Origin of the sequence: Janibacter sp. DB-40, from assembly GCF_029510815.1 — a bacterium.
Classification (GTDB): domain Bacteria; phylum Actinomycetota; class Actinomycetes; order Actinomycetales; family Dermatophilaceae; genus Janibacter.
Window position 1 is genome coordinate 376,147 of the sequence record NZ_CP120360.1, and the last position, 25,457, is coordinate 401,603.

Here is a 25,457-nt window from a genome sequence, read left to right on the forward strand (position 1 = left end):
CGCGATGCCTGACGACAACTCCCCCCTGCTCCTGGGCCCCCTGCTGCGCTTCGTCGGTGAGCACAAGGCGACGATCTGGGTCGAGACGACCCACGCCGCCCGCGTCGAGGTGCACATCGGCGAGCGCTCGTGGTCGGCGGCGACCTTCGTCGTCGAGGACCACCACTACGCGCTCGTCATGATCACCGACCTCGAGCCCGGGCAGGTGTACGAGTACCGGGTCACCGTCGATGCCGAGCCGGTGTGGCCGCTGGCCGACTCCCCCTTCCCGCCGTCGAGCATCGCGACGCTGCAGCACCACCGCCCCACCCGGCTGGCCTTCGGCTCCTGCCGCACGAGCGTCCCCCACGACGAGGAGTACCACCGCAGCCACGGCGTCGACGCGCTGCGGACCGTCGCGCTGGCCCTGGCGAAGGGGGAGGCGACCCGCCCGGACGCCCTCGCCCTGCTCGGCGACCAGGTCTACGCAGACGAGACCAGTCCCGCGATGCTCGACTTCATCTCCTCGCGGCGCGACATCGACCAGGCGCCCTACGAGGAGATCAAGGACTACGCCGAGTACGCGCACCTCTACCGCCTGGCGTGGAGCGAGCCGGCGATCCGGTGGGTGCTGTCGATCCTGCCCAGCGCGATGATCTTCGACGACCACGACATCCGCGACGACTGGAACACCTCGTGGTCGTGGCACCAGCAGATGAACCGGACCTCGTGGTGGCACGAGCGCCTCGTGGCCGGCCTGGCCTCCTACTGGGTCTACCAGCACATCGGCAACCTCGCGCCGGAGGAGCTGGCGCAGGACGAGGTCTGGCGGCTCGTCGGGGACAGGACGGACGCGGCCCCGGGCGATGTCGACATCACCGAGGAGCTGCGCCTGCTCGCCGCCCGGGTCGACGACGACCCGATGACCTACCGGTGGAGCTACACCCGGGCCTTGGGCGACTCGCGCCTGATCGTCCTCGACTCGCGTGCCGCCCGGGTCCTCGAGCCCAACCGTCGCTCCATGCTCGACGACGACGAGCTGGCCTGGTTCGACGAGCAGCTGACCGGTGGCGTGGAGCACCTCTTCATCGGGACGTCGGTGCCCTACCTGCTGCCGCCCGGCCTGCACGACACCGAGGCGATCAGCGAGTCCTTCGCGCGGCCGGAGCGGAGTGCGTTCGTGCGGCGGAGCGCCGAGGCGGTGCGCCAGGTCGTCGACCTGGAGCACTGGGCCGCCTTCCAGTCCGGCTTCCAGGAGGTTTTCGACCTCGTGCTGTCGGTGGCGAAGGGGGAGCGTGGCACCGCCCCCAGGACGATCACCTTCCTCTCCGGGGACGTGCACCACTCCTACATCGCCGAGGTCGTCGACCCCGGCGCCGCGGCCGACGGCGTCCACAGCCGGATCATCCAGGCCGTGTGCAGCCCGATCCGCAACCCCATGCCCCGTGGCGTGCGCATGCTCATGTCGCAGATGGCCAAGAGCCTGGTGCGGCCGATGCGGTGGTTGGCGCGCCGCACCTCGGGCGTCGAGAGCCCACCCCACCGGTGGGAGCTGACCGCCGGGCCGTGGTTCGACAACAACCTCGCCCTGGCGGAGGTCGACGACGACGGGCAGGGGCTGCAGCTGAGCTGGTTCACCGGTGACCTCGTCGAGGGTCGCGACCCCGTCCTGCGCATGGTCTCCTCGGTCCGGGTGGACGGGGTGGCCCGACCCGCCGGCTCCCGTCACCCGCAGGAGGCGTCCGGGGGCTGACCCCAGTGACCGCGTGCGCACCCGACCCATAGATTTGGGCGCGACACACGGACACCATCAGGGGAGTAACGCCATGAGCACGCAGGTCGCTGCGAGCACGCACGCACTACGCAAGGTCTACGGCAGGGGCGAGGCCGCGGTCGTCGCGGTCGACGGGATCGACCTCGACATCGGCGCCGGCCAGTTCACGGCCATCATGGGCCCGTCCGGCTCGGGCAAGTCGACCTTGATGCACTGCCTCGCCGGGCTGGACGAGGTCACCGAGGGGCGCGTGGACATCGGCGGCACCGACCTGACGCGGCTGAAGGAGAGGGCCCTGACCCGGCTGCGGCGCGACCGCGTCGGCTTCGTCTTCCAGGCCTTCAACCTCATCCCGACGCTCACGGCGAAGGAGAACATCCTCCTGCCGCTCGCGATCGCCGGCCGCCGGCCCGACGAGGACTGGTTCGACCTGGTCATCCGCACCGTCGGCCTCGAGGACCGGCTCTCCCACCGCCCGAGCGAGCTCTCCGGCGGGCAGCAGCAGCGCGTCGCCTGCGCCCGTGCCCTGGTGTCCAAGCCCGCGATCATCTTCGCCGACGAGCCGACCGGCAACCTCGACTCCACGTCCGGTGCCGAGGTGCTGGGCTTCCTGCGGCGCTGCGTCGACGAGTTCGACCAGACGATCGTCATGGTCACCCACGACGCCGTCGCGGCGGCACACACCGACCGGGTGCTCTTCCTCGCGGACGGCCGGATCGTCGACGAGCTGTGGGAGCCGGACCGTGAGCTCGTCCTCGAGCGCATGCTCGCGCTCAGCAACGGGGTCCACTGATGCTCAAGGCGAGCATGAAGAGTCTGCTGGCGCGCAAGGCGCGCCTGCTCATGTCGGCGATGGCGATCATCCTCGGGGCGGCCTTCGTCGCCGGGTCGCTCGTCTTCACCGACACCCTCGAGCGGACCTTCGACGGCATCTTCGCCGGCACCGTCGGTGACGTCGTCGTCCAGCCCGAGCAGGTCGACGAGTTCGGTGGCTCCACGGGTGCCTCGCTGACCGCCGAGGAGGTCGCCGCCCTGGCCGACCTGCCCGGTGCCGCGCGCGCCGACGGCAACGTCGAGGCCATGGGCGTCTTCGTCGTCGGTGAGAACGGCAACGTCGTCGGTGGCCAGGGCGCCCCCGCGATGGCCTTCAACTACAACGACGCGCCCAACCAGTTCGGCGAGGCGCCGATCACGCTCACCGAGGGCCGCGCACCGACGAGCGAGGGCGAGGTCGCGGTCGACGAGCTCACCCTCGAGCAGTCCGGGCACGAGGTCGGCGACGACATCACCCTCGTCACGGCCGGTGACCGCCCGAAGATCTCGGCCACGGTCGTCGGCGCGCTGACCTTCGGCGAAGGGGGGGTGGCCGGCGCCTCCATCAGCGTCTTCGACACGGAGACGATGCAGGCGTACTTCATGGACGGCAAGGACGAGTACTCCACCGCCTGGGTCACCGCGAAGGACGGGGTCGAGAACGCGGAGCTGGTGGAGCAGGCCGAGCCGCTCACCCCGGAGGCCTACGAGACCCTCACCGGCGCGGAGCTGTCCGACCGCAACGAGAACTCGCTCGAGGAGGCGCTGGGGTTCATCACGACCTTCCTGCTCGTCTTCGCCGGTGTCGCCCTGTTCGTCGGGTCCTTCCTCATCGTCAACACCTTCGGGATCCTCGTCGCCCAGCGCGGGCGCGAGCTCGCGCTCCTGCGCGCCATCGGGGCCAGCCGACGACAGGTGACCCGCTCGGTCCTCGTCGAGGCATTCATCATCGGCCTCATCGGCGCGACGCTGGGCCTGGCCCTGGGCGTGCTGCTCGCGATGGGGATCCGGACGCTCTTCGCCACCTTCGGCCTGGACATCAGCGGGACCGGGCTGGTCTTCAAGCCGCGGACGATCATCGCGACCTACGTCGTGGGCATCGTCGTGACCATGCTCGCGGCGTGGCTGCCGGCCCACCGGGCCGGGAGGGTCCCGCCGGTCGCCGCCATGCGCGACACCGTCGAGACGGCGAGGAGCCACCCGATCCGCAGCGCGGTGGAGGTCATGGTGCTGGTGGCCGGCCTGCTCGCCTTCCTCTACGGGCTCTTCATCGCCGGGTCGAGGGAGCTGTGGTGGATCGGTGGCGGCATCGCCGGCCTCGTCCTCGGCACGGCCTTCCTCGCCCCCTTCGTCGGGCGCCCGGTGATCTCGGGTCTGGGATGGGTCTACCGCCGTCTCTTCGGCAGCGTCGGCCGGATGGCCGAGCAGAACACCGTGCGCAGCCCCGGCCGGACGGCCGCCACCGCCTCGGCGCTGATGATCGGCATGACCCTCGTCGCACTCATGGGCGTGATCGCCTCCAGCGCGAACGCGAGCATCGACAAGCAGATCGACGAGAGCTTCCGGGCGGACTACGTGCTGAGCAATGCGATCGGCCAGCCGTACTCGTCGCAGATCACCGCCGAGGCCACCCGGGTCGACGGGGTCCGCGCGGTCTCCCCGATCCGTTACGTCCAGTCCACCGTCGACGGGGGTGAGCTGTTCTCCGTCGCGATCGATCCGCGGACCTTCGACGAGGTCGAGGAGCTCGATATGGCCGCCGGATCCGCCGACATCGGCGAGGACTCGGTCCTGCTCTCGACGAGGCACCAGACCGGTCGGGAGGTCGGCGACACGACGACGGTGACCATCGGCGAGGAGACCCGCCAGCTGGAGGTCGCCGGGTTCTTCGAGGACCCGGAGACCTTCGGCACTCCCGACGTGATCCTGAGCGTCGACACCGTGGACGCGATGGGCGGGCAGGGGGCCGACAACATGGCCTTCGTCTTCATCGAGGACGGTGCCGACAGGGAGGCCGTCTCGCAGGACATCGAGCAGCTGATCTCGGCCCAGCCCTTGGTGACCCTGAAGGACCAGGACGCCTTCGCCGACGAGCAGCGCGGCTTCATCAACCAGCTGCTCTACCTCATCTACGCCCTGCTCGGGCTGGCGATCGTCATCGCCGTCCTGGGCATCGTGAACACCCTGGGGTTGTCCGTCCTCGAGCGCACCCGTGAGGTCGGGCTGCTGCGCGCCGTCGGGCTGTCCCGGCGACAGCTGCAGGGGATGATCTGGCTGGAGTCGATCGCCATCGCCCTCCTGGGTGCGCTGCTGGGCATCGCCCTCGGCGTCGTCTCCGGCATCGCGATCCAGCGGGCGCTCGCCGAGGACGGCATCACCGAGCTGGCGATCCCGTGGGCGCAGCTGGCGCTCTTCGTCGGCCTGGCGGGCATCGTCGGCATCCTGGCCGCCATGGTCCCCGCCTGGCGCGCGTCGCGGATGGACGTGCTCGAGGCCATCGCCACGGAGTAACCAACAGGTCAGCGGCACCCCCGAGCTGATGCAGGGCGTGGGTGGCCCGACTCAGGGCGAAGTCCGGACTTCGAGCTCACGGTGCGCGGTGCACCTGCGGTGTCCGGACTTCGTCCCAAGGGCCGCCCGCCCCTGCGTCCGCTCGGTACGGGAGGGAGCCGTTACGGGAGGGAGCCGTCAGCGCCCCATCGACGCCTTGACCCCGTCCTCCGTGCTCGCGTAGGTCTGGCCCGCCTCGGCGAGCACGCGCGAGATGTCGTCGAGGCTCTCCTTGACCGTGCGCTGCGTGGCTCGCCAGTCGCTGACCAGCTCCTGGAAGGAGCCCGAGGCCGCGCCGGTCCAGTCGCTCTGCAGCTGGGTCAGGCGGGTCATCATCGCCGCGACGGAGCTCTCGACCTCCTCGGAGATCTGCGAGATGTCGGAGGCGCTACCGGCGATGCGCTCGGTGTTGACGGTGAAGCTGCTCATGGTGTCCCCTTCGGTCGTTCCGACCGGACGATCCGGCCGTCCCTCAGACCGTATGGGGAGCGCGCGGCCCGTCCCCGGACTTGTCCACAGGTCCCGGCTCCCGGCGCGACCGCTCGAGTGCTTGTGCATAACCGGTGCCCATCCCGAGCACGATGAGACCTCCGACGATGAAGCTGAGCACCCGGGGGATCCCGTCGAGGAAGGCCAGGTCGAAGAACAGCAGCTTGCCGACACTCAGCGCCGTGATGGCCAGCCCCGCCGGGACGGCGAAGGCCGAGCCACGCAGTCCCCTCAGCAGGAGCAGTGCAGCCGTCGCCAGCCACAGCACGGTTGCACCGGTCTGGCCGGCGGTGAAGCCACCCCGCGCGTCGTCGGCGAGGTCGCCCAGGAGGGCGCCGGCGATGATGACGGTGCCGCCCGCCGCGAGGAGCGCGCCCGCGAGCAGCGCCCGGACCGCGATCATGGTGCGGGGGTGGGCCTCGCTGACCGTTTGGGCGAGGGCGAGCAGGAGCACGACCGTGAGCGATGCCGCGACGAGGTGCGCGGGCTCGACCTGCGTCGCCGTGCCGCGGTCGATCGCGTACGGCACGAGAGTCACCGTGAGGACCAACGGCAGGAGCGACGTCACCAGGGTCGCGCGCAGGACGGTGCGGTCGCGCAGCGCGAGCGAGGCCCCGGCCCACAGCACGCCGACCGTGAGCAGCGCCGGAAGCGACCAGTCGGTGCCGTCGGCGACGAGCGCCGCGGCCACCAGCGAGGTGATCCCCGCCGTGTACAGACAGCTCCCGGTGGCCAACAGCGTGTCCCCGCGGCTGCCCGTTGGCAGGCGCCCCGCGGTGAGGGCGGCGACGAGGACGAGCGCGAGGGTCAGCCCGATCATCAGGGTGGTGCCGGTCGCCCGCTCCGCCGCCAGCGCGGCGGAGAGGACCGGCACGGCGACGACCGGGACCGCGATCCCGGCCTGGGCAGGGGTCCGGTCGACCCGGACGCCCGCGAGGCCGGTCGCGAGCACGAAGCCGGCGAGCACGCAGGCGAGCAGGATGACCGCACCGACCGGCTCGTCGAGGGCCGGGAGCAGTGCGATCACGATCGCGGTGGGGACGACCCGGACCAGCTCGAGCACGTGCCACCGCCGTGAGACCTGGGCCGGCCACGAGGCGATCGTCAGGACGAGGAGGAACTGCGCCACGAGCAGCATGTGGTCGTACGCGATGGTCGGCGCGAGCGCGGCCACGCCGAGGACGGCGATGCCGGCGAGCAGCTGGCTGTCCCACGCACGGGCGAGCAGGAGGCCACCGACCGCGACCAGGCCGGCGATGCCGAGGCCGGCCGCCACGGGGACCCACTCGTAGATCCGGGTGACGGCGATGACGTCGAGGTAGGCCGTGGCGAACCCGGTGGCGGCCAGGCCGAGGGCACCGGCGGTGCCGGCCCGCCGACGGCGCACGACGATCGCGGCGGTGACGAGCCCGGCGGCGAGGAGGCCCGCGCTGATGACCCGCGCCAACGGGCCGAAGAAGCCCAGCTGGATCGCCAGCGCCAGCAGGAAGGCCACACCGATGAGCGTGATCCCGGCGCCCACGACGGCCAGCAGGCGGGAGACCAGGCCATCGCGCTGCCACCACGGGGTGGACGGCTGCGACGGTCCGGCCGGCGGCGGCACGTGGGGCGGCCGTTCCCCGGCGAAGGGGGCGTGGGCCACCGGCGGTGCGGTCACCATCCCGGTCGTCCCCGGCGCCGGCGGTGTGGCGTGCGCTGCCGTCGCCGCCGGTGCCACCGGGGGTGCCCCCGCGTCGGGGGCCGGGGCCCACTTGTGCGGGGAGGTCTCGTGGACGAGTCGGGCGCGCAGCCGGGCCAGGTCGTTGCCGACGGCGTACATGCGCGACATGGCCTCGGCGAACTCGTCCTCGAGCTGGCGCACGGCCTGAAGTGTGGGATCCCCTGACATGCTCATGCCCCCAGTGTGCGGATCCCGCACACCGGGGGCATGAGTTCGGCTACTCAGCGCCGCCTCCAGACGCCACACCCGGAGGCGGGGGTAGCACCCCTGTAGGAGCGAGAGGAAGTCGGCCCCCGCATCGGGGGGAGGGAAACGAGCAGGTCGGCCGCTCTTCCTCTCTTCTGTGCTCCTGCGTCCCACTGTGCACCGTCGTCCTTGGGAGGCGCTGGTACCAGGCTGGGATTCCCCTGTGATTGCTCAGGCGTCGCGCTCCGGGGCCGTCCCGAGCGTGACATCGATCGTCATCCTCTCGCCGTCGCGGATGACGGTCAGCGGGACCTGCGAGTCGATCTGGCGCGCGCGGACCAGACCGACGAGGGACTCGGCCCCGGTCACGCGGGAGTCGCCGATGGCGACCACGAGGTCACCCTCGGCCAGACCGGCCTCGTCGGCCGGGCTCCCGTCGCTCACGCTGCGGATCTCGGCGCCGCTGTGGGTCGCCGACCCCTCCTTCGCGGTCCCGTCGGCCGGCACCACGCCGAGGAAGGCGTGCTCGGCCTCACCGTCCTCGATGAGCTGCTCGGCGATCCACGTGGCCTCGTCGACCGGGATGGCGAAGCCGATCCCGATGTTGCCACTCTGGCCGGACGCGCCCACGGTGGCGATCGAGGAGTTGATCCCCACCAGCCGGCCGGAGGCGTCGACGAGGGCGCCGCCCGAGTTGCCCGGGTTGATCGCGGCCGAGGTCTGGATGGCGGCCGTCACCACCGGCTGTCCCTGCTGCGCGGAGGGGGACTGCCCCCCTTCGCTCCGGGCGGTGGAGACCGGCCGGTCGAGGGCGCTGACGATGCCGGTGGTGACCGTCCCGGCCAGACCGAGCGGGTTGCCGGCGGCCATGACCGGGTCGCCGACCTGCAGGTCCTTGGAGGATCCGACGGTGATCGGGTCGATGTCCTTCGGCGGGTCGGCGATCGTCAGGACGGCGAGGTCCGTCGAGGGGTCGGTGCCCGCGACGGTCGCGTCGTAGGTGGCGCCGTCGGACAGGGTGACGGTGATCTGCGGGTCCGGCCCGGCGCCGGAGACGACGTGGTTGTTGGTCAGCACGTGGCCCTGCTCGTCGAGGATGACGCCCGACCCCTCGCCGCCGCCCCCCTGGCCGCGCACCCCGACGGCGACGACGCTCGGGGTGACCGCGTCGGTCACGGCATTCCAGTCCGGTGAGTCCTCCGCGCCGGAGCTGACCGGGACGGTCTGGGAGGAGGACGCGGACGAGGTCGCGCTCGCCCCGGTGGCGCCGGTGGCGTCCGGCCCCTCGTCGGTCACCGCGATCACTCCCCACGTCCCGCCGGCCGCCAGGGCAGCGGAGAGGAGCGAGACGGTCGCCAGCTCACCGATCCGCCGCCCGCGGCGGCGCGGGGGCGGGGGCTGTGGCTGGTACGACGTCGGTGGGGCGGTCGGCTGCTGGTCCATCGTGGGCTCCTTGGTGTGGGTGCCTCTCCAGCGTGCCTTGCCCAGTTCGAATGTCCCTTGACGTTGGCTGACAGGTCGCTGGACGCGGTTGCCTCAGAGGGCCCGCCGTGCCGCGGTGGGGAACTCGACTCGGAAGGTCGCGCCGCCGCCCGGGGTGGTGTGCGCACTCACGGTGCCGTCGTGCTGGTCGACGATCGCCGCCACGATCGCCAGACCGAGACCGCTGCCGCCCCGGGCACGGGAGCGGGCCTTGTCGACGCGGTAGAAGCGCTCGAAGACCTTGCCGGCCACCTCCGGGTCGATGCCGACGCCGTGGTCGCGGACCTCGAGGACGGCCTTGCCGTCGTCGACGCCGGTGGCGACCTCGACCGGGACCCCCTCTTCGGTGTGCATCAGGGCGTTGGCCAGGAGGTTGCCGAGGACCTGGCGCAGGCGGGCGTCGTCCCCGCGGAGCGTGACCGGCTCCAGCTCGCCGTCGAGGCCGACGAGGGAGATCGAGCGTTCGGGCATCCGCACCCGTGCGTCGTGCACGGTCTCCGCGCACAACACGACCAGGTCGATGTCGGTCCACTCCAGCGGGCGCTGGTCGTCCAGCCGCGCGAGGAGCAGGAGGTCGTCGACGAGGCCGCCCATCCGGCGGGCCTCGCCCTCGATGCGGTCCATCGCCTGCCCGATGTGCTCGGGGTCCTGGACCGCGCCCTGCCGGTAGAGCTCGGCATAGCCGCGCACCGTCGCCAGCGGGGTGCGCAGCTCGTGGCTCGCGTCGGCGACGAACTGGCGCATCTTCAGCTCCGATGCCTCCTGGACGCCGAAGCTGCGCTCGATCTGCACGAGCATCGAGTTCAGCGAGTCGCTGAGGCTGGCCACCTCGTCGTGGCTGGATCGCACGGGCACGCGCCGGGTGAGGTCGCCGGCGGCGATGGCGGCTGCGGTGTCCTCGATGCGGCGAAGGGGGCGGAAGGCCCGTCGGGTGGCGTACCACCCGAGGACCCCGCCGGCCACGACCGCCGAGAGGCTGACCACGGTCGAGACGATGGTGAAGCGCTTCATCGTCTGGTTGACACCGGCCAGGGACATCCCCACGGCGAAGGTCGAGTTGTCGGTGTAGCGACCGGCGATGACCCGCCACCGCATGTTTCCGTCGACCGAGTCGACGGTGAAGGGGGCGCCGGTCTGCACGAGCTGGCCGGTCGGGGCCAGGGGCGGGACGTCGGGACGGACGTCCACCCCGGTCGGACCCTGGTACTCCCACGAGGAGCCGTCCGCGGGTTGGTGCAGCAGGAAGAAGTTCGTCGGTCCGCCCCTGGCTCTGCGCTCGTAGAAGGCGGTGTCGCGGGTGGAGGAGATGTTGTCCTCGGCGATGGGGATCGCCACCGCCCGCAGCTGGTCGTCGACGTTCTGCTCGAGGTCGCGCTGGAGCAGGAAGGCCGTGGCCGCCGCCGTCGTCGTCAGCGCCGCCAGCAGGATGGCGAGCAGGATCGCGATCAGCCGCCAGGTGAGGGGCATCCTCTCCAGACGGCTGATGACCAGCTCGTTGATCTGCTGCACGGCGTGCTTACTCCGGGGGGAGGCGAAGGACGTACCCGAATCCGCGCTTGGTGTGGATCAGTGGTGGCAGGTCGCCGGTGTCGATCTTGCGGCGCAGGTAGGAGATGTAGGACTCGACGATGCCGAGCTCACCGCGGAAGTCGTAGTCCCACACGTGGTCGAGGATCTGGGTCTTCGACAGCACCCGGTTGGGGTTGAGCATGAGGTAGCGCAGCAGCTTGAACTCTGTCGGGGAGACGTCGATGGAGACGCCGGCGCGGCGCACCTCGTGCGCGTCGTCGTCCAGCTCGAGGTCGGCGAAGCGGAGCACCGACTCCGAGGAGGGCACGTCCGTGGTGCGGCGCAGGATCACCCGGATGCGGGCGATGACCTCCTCGAGGGAGAACGGCTTGGTCACGTAGTCGTCACCGCCGACGGTCAGCCCCTTGAGCTTGTCGTCGAGGGAGTCGCGGGCGGTGAGGAAGAGGATCGGCTGGTGGCGCTCGCTGGCCCGCAGGCTCGAGGCGATCTCGAAGCCGTCGGTGTCCGGGAGCATGACGTCGAGGACGATCAGGTCCGGCTCGACGCGGTGGACGATGTCCATCGCGGTGGCCCCGTCGCCGGCGACGTCGACCTCGAATCCCGCGAAGCGCAGCGACGTCGCGAGGAGCTCGCGGATGTTCGGCTCGTCCTCCACGACGAGCAGTCGTGGGCTCGGTCCGGTGTCGGTCTCGTGGGTACTCACACCATCGAGTGTGCGCCCGAAGCCTGAATGTCTGCTGACAGCAGGCTGTGGTGACGCCGCGCCACGGGGGTGTTCGCGGCGGCCACGAAACAGGTTGCGGTGTCGTAACGAAGGGTGTGAAGCAGGCCGCGGTACTTGTGGGGGTGAGGTCGGACCTGTTGAAGTCAAGAGAATGCCGAATCGGGGGCGGTTCTCGGGCAAGGCGTCCCGCCTTGTGCGCAGGGATCGCGCTGACGTGGTGGGAGCTGCGTCGGCGTGGGGTTACGACTCCGCGCCCACCTAGGAGGAGGAGAGACACATGCGCAGCACGCGAATGCTGGCCGGAACCGCTGCGGCGGCCCTGGCCCTGACGATGGCGGCCTGTGGTGACGGGGGATCCGAGGGATCATCCGGTGACGGGGGCAGCGGCGGCGAGGGCGGCGGCGACACCCTCAGCAAGATCCAGGACGAGGGCGTCATCACCGTCGGCATCGCCGGCGAGGAGCCCTACTCCTTCAAGAAGGACGGTGAGCTGACCGGCGCGACGATCGCCATCCACAAGAAGGTCTTCTCCGAGCTTGGCGTCGACGAGGTCGAGGGCGTGCAGACCGAGTGGGGCTCGCTCATCCCGGGCCTGAACGCAGGCCGCTTCGACATCATCTCGGCGGGCATGTCGATCCTGCCCGAGCGGTGCGAGCAGGCCGACTTCGGCCACCCGGAGATCATGTATACGACGGCCCTGATGACGCCCGAGGGCAACCCGGAGGGCGTCAACGACATGCACGACGTCGCAGACGCTGACATGAAGCTCGCGGTCATGAGTGGTGCGATCGAGTCCGGATACGCCGACACGCTCGGGATCGAGAAGATGGAGGTGGGCAGCCCGCAGGACGGCATGGACGCGGTCGTGCAGGAGCGGGCCGACGCCTTCGCGCTCACCGGTATCTCCCTGCGCACCATGGCGGAGAACAACCCGGACGCACCCGTCGAGGTGACCGAGCCGTTCACCGCCATCGTCGACGGCAAGAAGCAGGTCGGTGCGGGCGCGACCGTCTTCCGCAAGGACGACGACACGCTGCGCGAGGCCTACAACAAGGAGATCGACAAGATCGTCGGCGACGAGCAGGCCTTCACCGACGTCGTCGGTGAGTTCGGCTTCACCGACGCCGAGCGCCCCAAGGGCGAGATCACCACCGAGCAGCTCTGCGCCGGCGAGCTGCCCGACGCCGAGCAGTCCGAGGCCGTCCCGGACTGACCCGGTGACTGACAATCTGGATGTTCTCAGGAGTGCCCTGCCCGAGCTGACCGACGGTGTCATCACGACGCTGCAGCTCAGCCTGGGCGGGGCGCTCCTGGCCTTCATCATCTCCGTCACGCTCGGCCTGCTGAGCATCGCACCCGTCGGGTTCGTCCGGTGGGTCTCGACGGTCGTCGTCGAGTTCTTCCGGGGCACCTCGCTGGTCGTCCAGCTGTTCTGGCTCTACTACGTGCTCCCCATCCTCTTCGACGTCAGCATGGATGCCGTACTCACCGGCATCATCGCCCTCGGCCTGAACTACGGCGCCTACGGCGCGGAGATCGTGCGCGGCTCGATCAACTCCGTGGACAAGGGCCAGTGGGAGGGTGCGACCGCCCTGAACATGCCGCCGCTGACACGGATGCGCCGGGTGATCTGGCCGCAGGCCTGGGCACTCATGCTCTCCGGTTACAACAACCTGCTCGTGATGCTCATCAAGGGCACCGCGGTCGCGCTCTTCATCTCCCTGCAGGACCTGGCCTTCCAGGTCGACGAGCTGCGCAAGGACACGGGGTCGACCTTGTTCGCCTACGGCGTCGGATTCCTCATCTACTACCTGATCGCCCTGCTGGGCTCCCAGGGCGTGCGCGTGCTCGAGAAGCGGGCACGTCGCAAGCTCGGGATGCCCGTGGGCAGTGCGCACACCGGAGCGGGGGCGAGCCTGTGAGTACCGCGACCACCACCGACGGCACCACCCGGGAGTCGGTGCCGCTGACCCGATCGCACATCACGCTGCTCGTCTGCTCCGGTCTGCTGACGCTCGCGGCCGGGCTCGGCCTGCCGGCGCTCGTCGTGGCGCTCCTCGCCTGGCGCAAGAACGCCGAGGACCACCCGGCAGCCAAGCGGCTGACCCGCATCGGCTGGTACGTATTCAGTGCCTTCGCCGTCATCGGGGTGCTCATCGCGCTCCAGCTGTGGTCGATGACGCCGTCGTTCGCGCAGTTCTGGAGCTGGGACGCGGCCGCCGAGGTCTTCCCGATCCTGCTCGAGACCTTCGTCAAGACGACGCTGCTCATCACCGTGGTGGGCACGGCGATCGCCGCGAGCCTCGGTCTGGTGCTGGCGGTGACGACCGAGAGCGTCCCGCGGCTCCTCTCCGTCCCGTTGCGGTGGGTGATGGACGTCATCCGGATGACGCCGCTGATCGTCCAGCTGATCTTCGTCTACTACCTCGTGCCGGTCGAGTGGCCGCTGCTGTGGGTGGGCACCGCCGTCATCGGCGTGCACTACGCGATGTACATGGCCGAGTCCTACATCGCCGGCATCGCCTCGGTCGACCCGGGCCAGTGGGAGGCGGCCAAGGCGCTGAGCCTCTCCACGGGGCGGACGTGGCGCGCGGTCGTGCTCCCGCAGGCGCTGCGGGCCACGCTCCCGTCGCTCGGCAACTGGGCGATCTCGATGTTCAAGGACACGCCCTACCTCTTCGCCATCGGCGTGGTGGAGCTGGTCACCCGCGCGCAGCAGTACGGAGCGAACACCTTCCGCTACAACGAAGCCTTCACCCTGGCTGGCCTGATCTTCCTCGTCGCCAGCCTCATCACGGCCGTGGCCGTCCGAAAGCTGGAGAAGTCACTTGTCTACTGAGTCCGAGACCACTGACCGTCCCACCCCGCCGGCGGGTGGCACCCCCGTCATCCGCTTCGAGGACGTGGAGAAGAAGTTCGGCGACACGACCGTGCTGTCGAACCTCAACTTCGACGTCGCGCCGGGGGAGCGGGTCACGCTCATCGGTCCGAGCGGCTCGGGCAAGACGACGATCCTCCGGCTGGTCATGACGCTCGAGCACCTGACCGGTGGCTACATCTGGATCAACGGCGCGCCGCTGACCCACGACCGGCGCAACGACCAGCGGGTGGAGCTGCGTCCCAAGGAGGTCGCGCGCACCCGGAAGAAGATCGGCATGGTCTTCCAGCACTTCAACCTCTTCCCGAACATGACGGTGCTGGAGAACATCACCGAGGCGCCGATCCACGTGCTGGGCAGGGACAAGAAGCAGGCCAGGGACCGGGCGCACGAGCTGCTCGAGCAGGTCGGTCTGGGTGACCGGTCCGGGGCCCGACCGAGCCAGCTCTCCGGCGGTCAGAAGCAGCGGGTGGCGATCGCTCGTGCGCTCGCGATGGACCCCGAGATCCTGCTGCTCGACGAGGTCACCTCGGCGCTCGACCCGGAACTCGTCGGCGAGGTCCTCGGCGTCCTGCGCAAGGTCGCCGACGAGACCGACATCTCGATGCTCATCGTCACCCACGAGATGCAGTTCGCCCGCGACGTCTCGCACAAGGTGATGATGTTCGACGGTGGCCAGATCGTGGAGCAGGGCGCCCCCGACGACCTGCTGGGCAACCCGCAGCACAAGCGCACCCAGCGCTTCCTCGAGTCGATCCTCTGACCCCCGCGTTCCTCGCGCCCGAGTGACGAATGGCTACGCCACTTGGTCGCTCGTTCCTCGCTCCCTGAGTCGTGCCGCACCCATCTGTCGCCCGTCCGCGCACGGGACCGGCCCCCTTCGCAACTGCTTAGGCTCCTGCGCGTGACAGCCGCAAACTGCTTAGGCTCCTGCGCGCGACGGCTGCAACTGCTTAGGCTCCTGCGAGGTCGTCGGCGTCGACGATCCGGTAGGCGTAGCCCTGCTCGGCGAGGAAGCGTTGGCGGTGGGCGGCGAACTCCGCGTCGACGGTGTCGCGGGCGACGACGGTGTAGAAGTGCGCGGTGCGCCCGTCCTCCTTGGGGCGCAACAATCGACCGAGGCGCTGCGCCTCCTCCTGGCGCGAGCCGAAGGTCCCGCTGACCTGGATGGCCACGGTCGCCTCGGGCAGGTCGACCGAGAAGTTGGCGACCTTGGAGACCACGAGCAGGCTGGTGCGTCCCTCGCGGAAGTCCGCGAAGCGCTCCTGGCGCACCTTCACGGGGGTCTCCCCGGTGATCAGGTCCGCGTCGAGCTGCTCGGACAGCTCGTGCAGCTGGTCGAGGTACTGCCCGATGACCAGGGTCGGTTCCCCCTGGTGCTGGTCGACGATCTGCCGGACCACCCGCGGCTTGGCCGGTGAGCACGAGGCCAGCCGGTACCGGTCCTCGGCATCGGCGGTCGCGTAGGCCATCCGCTCGGCGTCGCTGAGCGTCACCCGGACCTCGACGCAGTCGGCGGGAGCGATGTAGCCCTGCGACTCGATGTCCTTCCACGGAGCGTCGAAGCGCTTGGGGCCGATTAGCGAGAAGACGTCCGCCTCGCGGCCGTCCTCGCGCACGAGCGTCGCGGTCAGCCCGAGACGCCGCCGCGCCTGCAGGTCGGCGGTCATCCGGAAGATCGGCGCCGGCAGCAGGTGCACCTCGTCGTAGACGATGAGCCCCCAGTCGCGGGCATCGAGCAGGTCGATGTGCGGGTAGGCGCCCTTCCGCTTGAGGGTGAGCACCTGGTACGTCGCGATCGTCACCGGGCGCACCTCCTTGCGCGCGCCCGAGTACTCGCCGATCTCGTCCTCGGTCAGCGTCGTGCGGGCGAGCAGCTCCTCGCGCCACTGCCGCGCGCTGACGGTGTTGGTCACGAGGATGAGCGTGGTGGCCTTGGCCGCGGACATCGCGCCCGCACCCACGAGGGTCTTGCCGGCGCCGCAGGGGAGGACGACGACACCGGACCCGCCGTCCCAGAACCCGTCGACCGCGTGCTGCTGGTACGGCCGCAGGCTCCAGCCGTCCTCGGTGAGGGCGATCGGGTGCGCCTCACCGTTGACGTAGCCGGCACGGTCCTCGGCGGGCCAGCCGACCTTGAGCAGCTCCTGCTTGAGGGTGCCGCGCTCGGAGGGGTGGACGACGACCTCGTCGGGGGAGAGCTGCTCACCGATGAGCGGCTTGATCTTCTTGTGCCGCAACACCTCGGTGAGCACCGCGCGGTCCGTGGTGCGCAGGACCAGCTGGTCGCCGTCCTTCTCCAGCACGAGGCGCCCGTAACGGTCCATCGTGTCGGCGATGTCGACGAGCAGCGCCTGCGGGACGGGGTAGCGCGAGTGGGTGATCAGGGCGTCGACGACCTGCTCGGCGTCGTGGCCGGCGGCGCGGGCGTTCCACAGGCCGAGCGGGGTGACCCGGTAGGTGTGGATGTGCTCCGGGGCCCGCTCCAGCTCGGCGAAGGGGGCGATCGCCCGCCGTGCATCGGCGGCCTTGTCGTGGTCCACCTCGAGCAGGAGGGTCTTGTCGCTCTGGACGATGAGCGCGCCGTCGGTCATCACAGCGAGACCCCGGTCGAGGCGCCGTACATCACCCCGACGACGGCGCCGATGACGGCCAGGACGAGAAGCACGCTGAGCAGGACGAGGACGATCCAGCCGATCCGGGTCAGCTTGGCGGCCTGGGCGGGGTCGCTGGAGTTCTGCGTCAGGGCGATGACGCCGAGGACGAGCGGCACGATGCCGACGATGCAGCAGATCCCCGAGATGGTCAGCACCCCGGAGACGATCGTCAGCGCGACGGTCGAGGTGTTCGCCGGCGTCGGGTTGGCGTACTGCCCGGTCCCCGGGATCTGACCCGGTCCACCGGCTGCGGCGGGCCGGTAGTCCGGCAGCTGGTTGGGATCCTGAGTCATGCGTCCCACGGTACGGGATGCGCCACAATGGACCCATGTCGTCCAGTGCACTGCCGCAGTCGGAGCCGATGACGGGACTGCCGTCGAAGGTCACCGTGTACGAGGTCGGACCCCGGGACGGTCTGCAGAACGAGAAGGACACGGTCCCGACGGCGGTCAAGGCGGAGTTCATCCGCCGACTCGTCGACGCCGGGTTGGAGACGGTGGAGACGACCTCCTTCGTCCACCCGAAGTGGGTTCCGCAGCTCGCCGACGCGAGCGAGCTGCTGGCCGAGCTCGACGACCTGGGCCGCGGCCCCCTTCGCCCCGTGCTGGTGCCCAACGAGCGCGGGCTGGACCGCGCGATGGAGGCCGAGGTCGAGGCCGTGGCGATCTTCGGCAGCGCGACCGAGACCTTCGCGCAGAAGAACCTGGGTCGCTCCCGCGAGGAGTCGGTCGCGATGTTCGCGCCCGTCGTCAAGCGGGCGCAGGACGCCGGGATGTGGGTCCGCGCCTACGTGTCGATGTGCTTCGGTGACCCGTGGGAGGGCCCGGTCCCCGTCGACCGGGTCGCCGATGCGTGCGCCGAGCTGATGGACCTCGGCTGCGACCAGCTCTCCGTCGGCGACACCATCGGCACGGGCACCCCCGGCCACGTCGAGGCGCTGCTCGCCGCGCTGGAGCAGCGCGACATCGGGGTGGACCGGATCGGCGTGCACTTCCACGACACCTACGGGCAGGCACTGTCCAACACGCTCACCGCCCTGCGTGCCGGGGTCAGCGTCGTCGACGCCTCTACGGGCGGCCTCGGCGGCTGCCCGTACGCGAAGTCCGCGACCGGCAACCTCGCGACCGAGGACCTCGTCTGGATGCTCGACGGCGCCGGCGTGGAGACCGGCCTCGACCTCGACAAGCTCGTCGCCACCAGCGTGTGGATGGCCGAGCAGCTCGGCAAGCCGTCGCCCTCCCGCGTGGTCAAGGCGCTCTCGGGGGCCTGAGGCCGCGACGGCCTCAGCCGTCGACGACCACCCCGGTGATCCGGTGCAGGGAGTAGACCTGCGGTCGGGCGTCGACCTCGCCGACGACGCGGCCGCCGTCGACGGCGACCGGGTGGAAGAGGACCCGCTTGGTCGCGCCGACGGAGTCGGTGATGCCGATCCAGGCGGGCAGGCCGTCCGCAGCGGCCTCGCGCAGCAGGGCCGAGATGCTCGCCGGGTCGAGCGCCGGGATCACCGGTGACCCGTCGCCCGGCCGGGCCCGTTGGCGCTCGGCGACGTGCTCACCCTCGCGCAGCCGCGAGAGGACGATGGGTGCCGGGTCGGGCTGGACCTCCGTGACCGGCCGGTCCCGACGAGGCGGGACCCGCGAGGCCGTGGGGAGGGTGGAGACGACGCCGCCCGAGCTCTCCAGGGCGGGGGACTGACCGGCCTCGCGCAGGGCCTCGACGAGCACCGCCGGCCCGACGGGGGAGATGAGCACGGTGGGGGCGATCTGGCGCAGCTGCAGGTGACCCAGGTCCCGGTGGGCCAGCAGCGCCTCCAAGTGTGTCGGGTCGTCACCGCGCAGGTAGCTGCCGGCGGACCCGGACCGCAGCTGGCCGTGCCGGCGGGCGACGTCGCGCACGAGGTAGTCCAGCGGCTGGGGCACCTCCGTGGCGCTGAACCGGGCCAGTGACTCCAGCAGGTCGTCGGCCGTCCAGCCCGAGTCCAGCGCCCCGCGCAGGCTCTGCTCGGTGAAGCGGTGGACCCCCGCGCCGCCGCGGGACTCGAGCACGGCGCTGCGCCGCAGCAGGGCCGCCAGCTCGGGGACCGGTGCGCCGGGCACGATCGCGGTGAGGTCGGCCTGGAGCAGGAGCCGGTCGACGGGATCGGGCACGAGGTCGGCGAGGGTGCCGGCGGCCCGGTCCGACCCCTCGAGCAGGGCCCGTCCCACGGTGCCCAGGGCGTGCCGCCCGGTGACGCCGAGGACCTCGCCCTCGCGCAGCAGGCCGGCGACGACCGCCTCGACGTCACGGGGCATCCGGCGCGGGCGGCGTCGGCGCAGCAGGTCGACGACCTGGTCGCGCTCGGGCGCGGACCCCTCGGGCAGGTCCGCGAGGATCGCCAGCACCTCCCGCCGCAGCGGTCGGATCGGTGGCCAGACGAACCCCTCGGACAGCGCGTTGACCCGGCTCCCGTCCCTGGGTGCAGGGACGGCTGAGGAGCGAAGGGAGGTCAGCCACGGCTGCGCGAGCCCCACCCAGCGGTGGGCGGGGTCGAGCGCCCGCCAGGCCTCCACCTCGGTGGTCAGCCGCCACGTCGGCTCCAGGGCCCGGTCGTCGACGAGGAGTCCGGCGCCGAGCAGGAGCTCGAGCAGGAGTGTCGCGCTCGCCTCGTCGAGGTCGATCTGGGAGGCGAGGGTGCGCAGGTCGCGCACGGCGAGGCCGCCGCTGCGCAGCACCCGGGGGCGCATCTCCTCGATGCGGTCGAGGAGCTCGTCGACGAGGGCGACCAGCTCGGTCGCGGCGGCGGTGGCCGCCCGGTCGACGTCCTCGATCGCACGAGTCGGAGGCGGTGGCCCCTCGTCGTCGACGGGGAGTCCAGCAGCCGTCCGCGGCGCACCACCAGGCCGACCTCCCGGGGGAGGGTGACGTGCTCCTCGTCCACGGCGACGACGAGGCCCGCGTCGACGAGGCTCTCGACCGCCCGCCCGGTACGGCCGGTGGTGTCGGACGGGCGGGCCGCCGTGGGGCCGTGCCAGGCGATGCGGTGCAGGACGTGCTCGGCCTCCGCCCCGACGGACTCGATGGCGGCGGGGACGTCGTCCGGCAGGGTGTGCGCGAGGGAGGCGGCGGTGGCGCCGAGGCCGGCGGGGTGCGGGCCCAGGACCTCGACCACGGTGCCGGTGACCTGCCGCCCGGTGGCCGACTCCCACAGCAGGGCCGCCCGGGAGAGGTCGTCGACGAGGGCGGTCGCGCGGGCCTCGTCCGTGCCGAGGAGGTCGGCGACCGCCGCGGTGTCGACGCCGGCGACGACGCAGGCCTGCAGGGCCGTCAGGTGCGGCAGGTCGAGGTGGTCGATGGCCCGGGCGGTGCTCGCCCGGGTGCTGGCGCGGGCGGCGAGTGCGGTCAGGTCGGACGGCTGCGGCCGGGCCAGGTCCGGGCGCAGCTCCAGCAGGGCCACCAGCTCCTCGTCGGTGCGGTGGCGGATGTCCTCGGCGAGGGAGCGCACCGATCCACGGTAGATCACCGGGCGTCCCGTCGCGGCTGGGTCCCGCGGGTCAGGGGGCGGTCGCGTCGGCCGGGGGGCGCGGCGCGTCGTGGGGAGCCACGCCGTTGACCTCCGGGGAGATGATCCGCTCCAGGCGCAACAGCAGCCACGCGACGAGGGCCAGCCCACCGAGGACCACGCCGATGAACGCGACGTCGAGCCCGCGTCCGAGCAGCACGCCGGCGACGACCGGCCCGACCACGCCACCGGACATGAAGGCCGCCGACTGGATGGCGTTGACCCGGCCGCGCAGGTGGTCGGGCGCGAGGTCGTTGGTGATCGCGGGCAACGTCGGCTGCAGCAGGGTCTCGCCGAGCCCGAAGAGGGCGAGGAAGGCGACGACGAGCACGGCCGCGGCGAGCGTGCCCCGCAGCAGCCCGCTCGCCCCGAGGACGAGCCACGCGACGACCCAGACGCCGAGCATGACCAGGCCGACCCGGGTGCGCCGGTGGCCCTCGATCCGCTGGAGGACCCAGAACTGGAGCAGCACGATGACCGCCGTGTTGGCCGCGAAGGCCACTCCGACCGCCTCGGTGCTCACCTGCGAGACGCTGCGCGCGAAGGCGGGGATCCCGGCCTCGAGCTGCCCGTACCCGACGAAGCTGGTGACGAGGCCGATGAGCAGCACCCACCCCATGCCGGGCAGACGCAGCACGGTCGCGTAGCTCGCGGGCGACGTGTCCTCGGCCGGCCGCTCGGAGCGGGCGGTGACGTGCCTCAGCGGCCCGAGCAGCCACACGGCCGGGATGAGGATGAGGACGGCGTCGACGATGAAGATCACCTCGAAGGTCACCGGTCGGGAGACGTCGACGAACATGCCGGCGACGAGGCCACCGGCGCCGATGCCGAGGTTGAGCAGGGCGAAGTTCACCCCGAAGTAGCGCTGCCGCAACGGACCGCGCACGAGCGCGGAGATGAAGGTGTTGCCCGCGGCCCAGCCGATGCCCGCCGACAGGCCCATGAGCACCGCCGCGACGAAGGCCGGGGCGGCGCTGGTGGCGAAGGCCATGACGACGGCGCCGATGCTCTGGCTCACGCCCGCGAGGATGAGCATCCACCGGGCGCCGACGAGGTCGGTCAGGCTGCCCATCGGGCCGGCGAGGACCGCGGCCGCCAGGGCGAGGACGGCCATGACCGTGCCGGCGGTCTCGAGCGAGAGCTGGCGGACCTCGTTGAGGTAGATGACCGTGAAGGGCAGCGTCATCCCCCGGCCCAGGTGCTGCACCGCGACGGTGGACAGCAGGAAGCGCCCCTCCCGCGGCAGGGCGTGCCAGAAGCCGCGAACGCCCGGACCGATGTCGCGGGCCGGCACGTCACGGGGAAGGGAGGTGGTCACCACTGCCCCATGGTCTCCCACCCCGCCGACGGCCGGCGACCTGATTCCCCGGCGCGCGGGAGCGGCCCGCGGCCTATGTTGGGGACATGGCACTCCCTCCCTCCGGTACCCAGTGGCAGCTGACGAGCGGCGGGACCGAGGCCGTCGTCGTCGAGGCCGGCGGTGGACTGCGCACCCTCACCGTCGGCGGCGTCGACGTCGTGGCCGGGTACCCGCGGGAGGCGATGGCGTCGGCCGGGCGCGGGCAGCTGCTCGTGCCGTGGCCCAACCGGATCCGCGACGGTCGCTACCGCTTCGCCGGCCGGGACCACGAGCTGCCGATCACCGAGCGCTCCACCGGCAACGCCACGCACGGGCTCGTGCGGTGGGAGTCCTTCCGCCCGAGCGAGCGCGATGAGGGCCGGATCGTCCTGGGGCACACGGTGCACCCGCGGCCGGGCTACCCCTTCGCCCTCGAGGTGCGCGTCGCCTGGCAGGTCGACCCGCGGGGGCTGACCTGCTCCACCACCATCACCAACGTCGGCCCGGACAGCGCCCCGGTCGGCTACGGCGCCCACCCCTACCTCGCCCTCGGCGCCACGCCTGCGCAGCAGGCGCGCCTCACCGTGCCCGCCGACCGGGTCGTCCTCGTCGACCCCGACCGCAAGCTGCCGGTCGGGACGCACGAGGTGGGGGACTCCCCCTTCGACCTGCGCGGTGGGGACGGGCTCGGCGACCGCGAGATCGACAACGCCTACACCGGTCTCGAGCGGGGCGCGGACGGCTCCTGGACGGTCACCCTCGAGGCCGACCGGACGACGCGCCTGTGGGGCGGGCCCGGGCTGGACTGGGTGCAGGTCTTCACCGGACGCTCCACGCCGGCAGGCCCCGAGGGGCACGCCCCGGGCATCGCCGTCGAGCCGCTGTCCTGCCCGCCGGACGCCTTCGGCTCGGGGGAGGGGCTCGTCACGCTCGGGCCGGGGGACTCCTGGACCGGCCAGTGGGGCATCGAGGTCGGCTGACCCCCTCGCCGTTGGGGTCCGGGCAGCACCACGGGTTAACCTTGTGACGGGTGCGCCGACGACGCGCACCCATTCCTGAGCACGAGTACGAACTATCGAGCAACGAGGTGCACGGTGCCCACTGGCAAGGTCAAGTGGTACGACGCGGAGAAGGGCTTCGGCTTCATCTCCGGGGACGACGGCGAGGATGTCTTCCTCCACGCCAACGCCCTGCCCGAGGGCACGTCGACCATCAAGGGCGGCACGCGCGTCGACTACGGGATCGTCGAGGGACGCCGCGGCGCCCAGGCGCTCTCCGTGACCGTCCTCGACGCCCCGCCGAGCGTGGCCCAGAACCTGCGCCAGCGTGACCGCAAGCCGGCCGACGAGATGGTCGGCATCGTCGAGGACGTCATCAAGCTGCTCGACAACGTCTCCAACGGACTGCGTCGCGGTCGCTACCCGGACAAGGCCCAGGGCGCCAAGCTCGCCCAGGTGCTGCGCCGCGTCGCCGACGACCTGGAGGGCTGACATGCCACCCCGCACCAAGACCGACAGCGTCCTCGAGGCGGCCGTCGAGCCCGCCCGGCGCGAGCTCCTCGAGGCGACGAAGGGGGAGGGTGTCGGCGAGCACGCCGGCTTCACCCTCGACGCCGACCGCCTCGGCACGCACTGGTTCGAGGCCACCCTGCCCGGGTACGGCGGCTGGCGCTGGGCCGTCACCGTCACCCGGGTCCCGCGCGCCAAGGCCGCGACCGTGTGCGAGTCCCAGCTGCTGCCGGGCGAGGGCGCGATCCTCGCCCCCGAGTGGCTGCCGTGGTCCGAGCGCCTCGCCCCCGGCGACGTCGGTCCCGGTGACGTCACCCCCAAGGTCGACGACGACCCCTACCTCGAGGCGGGCTTCGAGGCCACCGGCGAGGAGGACGTCGACTCCGTCGCCCTCTGGGAGCTCGGTCTCGGCCGTACCCGCGTGCTCTCCGCCGAGGGCCGCGAGGCCGCCGCCCAGCGCTGGTACGACGGGAAGCACGGCCCGAAGGCCGAGGTCGCGCTCAAGGCCCCGGCCCCCTGCGGCGAGTGCGGCTTCTTCCTGCCGATGCCCGGCGAGCTGCGCCGGGTCTTCGGTGTCTGCGCCAACGAGTGGAGCCCGAGCGACGGCGGCGTCGTCAGCAAGGACCACGGCTGCGGCGCGCACTCCGAGGTCGACATGCCGGCCCCCGAGCCGGAGAAGGTCGGCACCCCGATCCTCGACGACGGGGTCGTCGAGGCCCTCTGACGGGTCGGACCGCGACCGCGCTTACGATTGGCGCCCATGAGCACCCCTGCGCGCCCCTCGACCGAGGGCTCCGTCCTCGAGCGCCACTTCAAGATCGCCGAGCGCGGCTCCACCATCGGTCGCGAGATCCGCGGTGGCGTCGCGACCTTCTTCACGATGGCCTACATCGTGGTCCTCAACCCGCTGATCATCGGTACCCAGGCCGACTCGACGGGTGGGTTCCTCGGCGGCGGTGACGAGCCGAACCTCGCGATGGTCGCGGCGGCCACCGCCCTCGTCGCCGGCGTGATGACGCTGCTCATGGGCGTCGTCGCGAACTACCCGCTCGCGCTCGCGGCCGGGCTGGGGCTCAACGCCTTCGTCGCCTTCGGGGTGGCCAAGCTGCCGGAGATGACCTGGGCCGACGCCATGGGTCTGGTCGTGCTCGAGGGCCTGATCATCCTCGCGCTCGTGCTCACCGGTTTCCGCAAGGCGGTGCTGCACGCCGTGCCGGCCCCGCTGAAGGTGGCCATCAGCGTCGGCATCGGCCTCTTCATCACCATCGTCGGCCTCGTTGACGCCGGCTTCGTGCGCAAGGCCGAAGGGGGTCCCCTCGGCGAGCTGGGTGTCGGCGGCTTCCTCGCCGGCTGGCCGCTCCTCGTCTTCGTCGTCGGCCTCTTCATCATCGTCACGCTGCACGTGCGCGGGGTGCGCGGCGCGATCCTCTACGGCATCCTCGGCACGACGATCCTCGCGATCATCGTCGAGGCCGCCTTCACCATCGGCAGCCAGACCAACGCCGAGGGCGAGATGGTCAACCCGACCGGGTGGGGGCTGAACGTCCCGAGCATCCCGACGAACGTCGTCGACCCGCCGAACTTCGGTCTCCTCGGTGACTTCAGCCTGCTCGGGTCCTTCGACAAGATCGGCATCGTCTCCGCGTCGCTGCTCGTCTTCACGATCCTGCTCGCCGACTTCTTCGACACGATGGGCACGATGGTCGCCGTCGGCGCCGAGGGCGACCTGCTCGACGAGGAGGGCAACCCGCCGAACTCGCAGCGGATCCTCGTCGTCGACTCCCTGGCCGCGGCCGCCGGTGGTGCCGCCTCGGTCTCGTCCAACACCAGCTACATCGAGTCCGCCTCCGGTGTGGGCGAGGGGGCCCGCACGGGTCTGGCCTCGGTCGTCACCGGCATCCTCTTCCTGCTCGCGACCTTCCTCTCGCCGCTCGTCGCGGTCGTGCCCTACGAGGCCGCGACGCCGGCGCTCGTGCTCGTGGGATTCCTGATGATGCAGCAGGTCAGGGACATCGACTGGGACGACCTGGAGATCGCGATCCCGGCCTTCCTGACGATCATCCTCATGCCCTTCACGTACTCGATCACCGCGGGCATCGGGGCCGGCTTCGTCACCTACGTCTTCATCAAGATCGTGCGCGGCAGGTTCTCCGCGATCCACCCGCTCATGTGGCTCGTCGCCGTGCTCTTCGTGCTCTACTTCGCGATCGACCCCATCAAGGGGCTGCTCGGCGTCGGCTGAGCCGCGGCCACCCCATCAGGTGGTCGATTCGTGCGACTCCCGGCCACC

At 71.4% G+C, this 25,457-nt stretch carries 22 protein-coding genes; 12 read left to right on the forward strand and 10 right to left on the reverse strand.

Annotated elements, in window-relative coordinates:
• Positions 1-4: 4 nt before the first annotated feature.
• The 3 genes from PVE36_RS01845 (at position 5) to PVE36_RS01855 (ending at position 5,077) form a co-directional block, all read left to right on the forward strand.
• Positions 5-1,732 (forward strand): alkaline phosphatase D family protein, encoded by a 1,728-nt coding sequence (locus PVE36_RS01845; RefSeq protein ID WP_277454217.1) that lies wholly within the window; start codon positions 5-7, stop codon positions 1,730-1,732.
• 73 nt (positions 1,733-1,805) lie between these two features.
• Complete coding sequence (locus PVE36_RS01850; RefSeq protein WP_277454219.1) at positions 1,806-2,546, forward strand: ABC transporter ATP-binding protein; 741 nt, start codon at positions 1,806-1,808, stop codon at positions 2,544-2,546.
• Entirely contained in the window at positions 2,546-5,077 is a 2,532-nt protein-coding gene (locus PVE36_RS01855; protein ID WP_277454220.1) for an FtsX-like permease family protein, read from the forward strand. Before PVE36_RS01850 ends, PVE36_RS01855 begins: the two co-directional genes overlap by 1 nt.
• Positions 5,078-5,254: 177 nt before the next feature.
• Here PVE36_RS01855 and PVE36_RS01860 read toward each other — a convergent pair whose 3' ends face one another.
• The 5 genes from PVE36_RS01860 to PVE36_RS01880 all read right to left on the reverse strand — a co-directional run bounded on the left by PVE36_RS01860 (position 5,255) and on the right by PVE36_RS01880 (position 11,226).
• A complete protein-coding gene (locus PVE36_RS01860) occupies positions 5,255-5,545 on the reverse strand; it encodes a WXG100 family type VII secretion target (RefSeq protein WP_277454221.1) in 291 nt (96 codons plus the stop codon).
• A 43-nt stretch (positions 5,546-5,588) separates the two neighbouring features.
• Positions 5,589-7,499: a DUF2339 domain-containing protein gene (locus tag PVE36_RS01865; protein WP_277454223.1), complete on the reverse strand. Its 1,911-nt coding sequence runs from the start codon at positions 7,497-7,499 to the stop codon at positions 5,589-5,591.
• 243 nt (positions 7,500-7,742) lie between these two features.
• Positions 7,743-8,954, reverse strand: a complete 1,212-nt coding sequence (locus tag PVE36_RS01870) for a trypsin-like peptidase domain-containing protein (RefSeq protein ID WP_277454224.1) — start codon at positions 8,952-8,954, stop codon at positions 7,743-7,745.
• Positions 8,955-9,047: 93 nt separating this feature from the next.
• A complete protein-coding gene (locus PVE36_RS01875; protein WP_277454225.1) occupies positions 9,048-10,502 on the reverse strand; it encodes a HAMP domain-containing sensor histidine kinase in 1,455 nt (484 codons plus the stop codon).
• 7 nt (positions 10,503-10,509) lie between these two features.
• Positions 10,510-11,226, reverse strand: a complete 717-nt coding sequence (locus PVE36_RS01880; protein WP_277454226.1) for a response regulator transcription factor — start codon at positions 11,224-11,226, stop codon at positions 10,510-10,512.
• Positions 11,227-11,524: 298 nt separating this feature from the next.
• Here PVE36_RS01880 and PVE36_RS01885 point away from each other — a divergent pair, with 298 nt between their 5' ends.
• From PVE36_RS01885 to ehuA, 4 genes are read left to right on the forward strand one after another with little or no spacing between them, the layout of a single operon-like run.
• Positions 11,525-12,460 carry a transporter substrate-binding domain-containing protein gene (locus PVE36_RS01885; RefSeq protein WP_277454227.1) on the forward strand — a complete coding sequence of 312 codons (936 nt, stop codon included), beginning with the start codon at positions 11,525-11,527 and terminating at the stop codon, positions 12,458-12,460.
• A gap of 4 nt (positions 12,461-12,464) precedes the next feature.
• Positions 12,465-13,169: an ectoine/hydroxyectoine ABC transporter permease subunit EhuC gene (gene ehuC / locus PVE36_RS01890; RefSeq protein ID WP_277454229.1), complete on the forward strand. Its 705-nt coding sequence runs from the start codon at positions 12,465-12,467 to the stop codon at positions 13,167-13,169.
• Entirely contained in the window at positions 13,166-14,086 is a 921-nt protein-coding gene (locus tag PVE36_RS01895; protein WP_346780610.1) for an ABC transporter permease subunit, read from the forward strand. The genes ehuC and PVE36_RS01895 overlap by 4 nt, the downstream gene beginning before the upstream one ends.
• Entirely contained in the window at positions 14,076-14,888 is an 813-nt protein-coding gene (gene ehuA / locus PVE36_RS01900; protein ID WP_277454231.1) for an ectoine/hydroxyectoine ABC transporter ATP-binding protein EhuA, read from the forward strand. Before PVE36_RS01895 ends, ehuA begins: the two co-directional genes overlap by 11 nt.
• Before the next feature lie 190 nt (positions 14,889-15,078).
• On the opposite strand, the gene PVE36_RS01905 is transcribed toward ehuA, so the two are convergent.
• Together PVE36_RS01905 and PVE36_RS01910 are read right to left on the reverse strand one after the other, a co-directional pair.
• On the reverse strand, positions 15,079-16,719 hold the full coding sequence (locus PVE36_RS01905; protein ID WP_277454232.1) for a DNA repair helicase XPB: 1,641 nt from the start codon (positions 16,717-16,719) through the stop codon (positions 15,079-15,081).
• A complete protein-coding gene (locus PVE36_RS01910) occupies positions 16,719-17,075 on the reverse strand; it encodes a hypothetical protein (RefSeq protein WP_277454234.1) in 357 nt (118 codons plus the stop codon). The genes PVE36_RS01905 and PVE36_RS01910 overlap by 1 nt, the downstream gene beginning before the upstream one ends.
• 35 nt (positions 17,076-17,110) lie before the next feature.
• On the opposite strand from PVE36_RS01910, the gene PVE36_RS01915 reads away from it, so the two are divergent.
• Positions 17,111-18,052: a hydroxymethylglutaryl-CoA lyase gene (locus PVE36_RS01915; RefSeq protein WP_277454235.1), complete on the forward strand. Its 942-nt coding sequence runs from the start codon at positions 17,111-17,113 to the stop codon at positions 18,050-18,052.
• Between the two features lie 13 nt (positions 18,053-18,065).
• Here PVE36_RS01915 and PVE36_RS01920 read toward each other — a convergent pair whose 3' ends face one another.
• The 3 genes from PVE36_RS01920 to PVE36_RS01930 all read right to left on the reverse strand — a co-directional run bounded on the left by PVE36_RS01920 (position 18,066) and on the right by PVE36_RS01930 (position 21,641).
• Positions 18,066-19,073, reverse strand: coding sequence for a helicase-associated domain-containing protein (locus PVE36_RS01920; protein ID WP_277455732.1), 1,008 nt, complete (start codon positions 19,071-19,073; stop codon positions 18,066-18,068).
• A 266-nt stretch (positions 19,074-19,339) separates the two neighbouring features.
• Positions 19,340-20,263, reverse strand: coding sequence for a hypothetical protein (locus PVE36_RS01925; RefSeq protein WP_277454236.1), 924 nt, complete (start codon positions 20,261-20,263; stop codon positions 19,340-19,342).
• Between the two features lie 49 nt (positions 20,264-20,312).
• Positions 20,313-21,641, reverse strand: coding sequence for an MFS transporter (locus PVE36_RS01930; protein ID WP_277454237.1), 1,329 nt, complete (start codon positions 21,639-21,641; stop codon positions 20,313-20,315).
• An 83-nt stretch (positions 21,642-21,724) separates the two neighbouring features.
• Between PVE36_RS01930 and PVE36_RS01935 the strand changes: the two genes are divergently transcribed.
• The 4 genes from PVE36_RS01935 (at position 21,725) to PVE36_RS01950 (ending at position 25,409) form a co-directional block, all read left to right on the forward strand.
• Complete coding sequence (locus tag PVE36_RS01935) at positions 21,725-22,639, forward strand: aldose 1-epimerase family protein (RefSeq protein ID WP_277454238.1); 915 nt, start codon at positions 21,725-21,727, stop codon at positions 22,637-22,639.
• A gap of 114 nt (positions 22,640-22,753) precedes the next feature.
• Positions 22,754-23,149, forward strand: coding sequence for a cold-shock protein (locus PVE36_RS01940; protein ID WP_277454239.1), 396 nt, complete (start codon positions 22,754-22,756; stop codon positions 23,147-23,149).
• A gap of 1 nt (position 23,150) precedes the next feature.
• Complete coding sequence (locus PVE36_RS01945; RefSeq protein WP_277454240.1) at positions 23,151-23,891, forward strand: DUF3027 domain-containing protein; 741 nt, start codon at positions 23,151-23,153, stop codon at positions 23,889-23,891.
• Positions 23,892-23,927: 36 nt separating this feature from the next.
• The gene (locus PVE36_RS01950; RefSeq protein ID WP_277454241.1) at positions 23,928-25,409 is read left to right on the forward strand and encodes an NCS2 family permease; all 1,482 of its coding nucleotides are present in this window, start codon (positions 23,928-23,930) and stop codon (positions 25,407-25,409) included.
• Positions 25,410-25,457 lie beyond the last annotated feature (48 nt).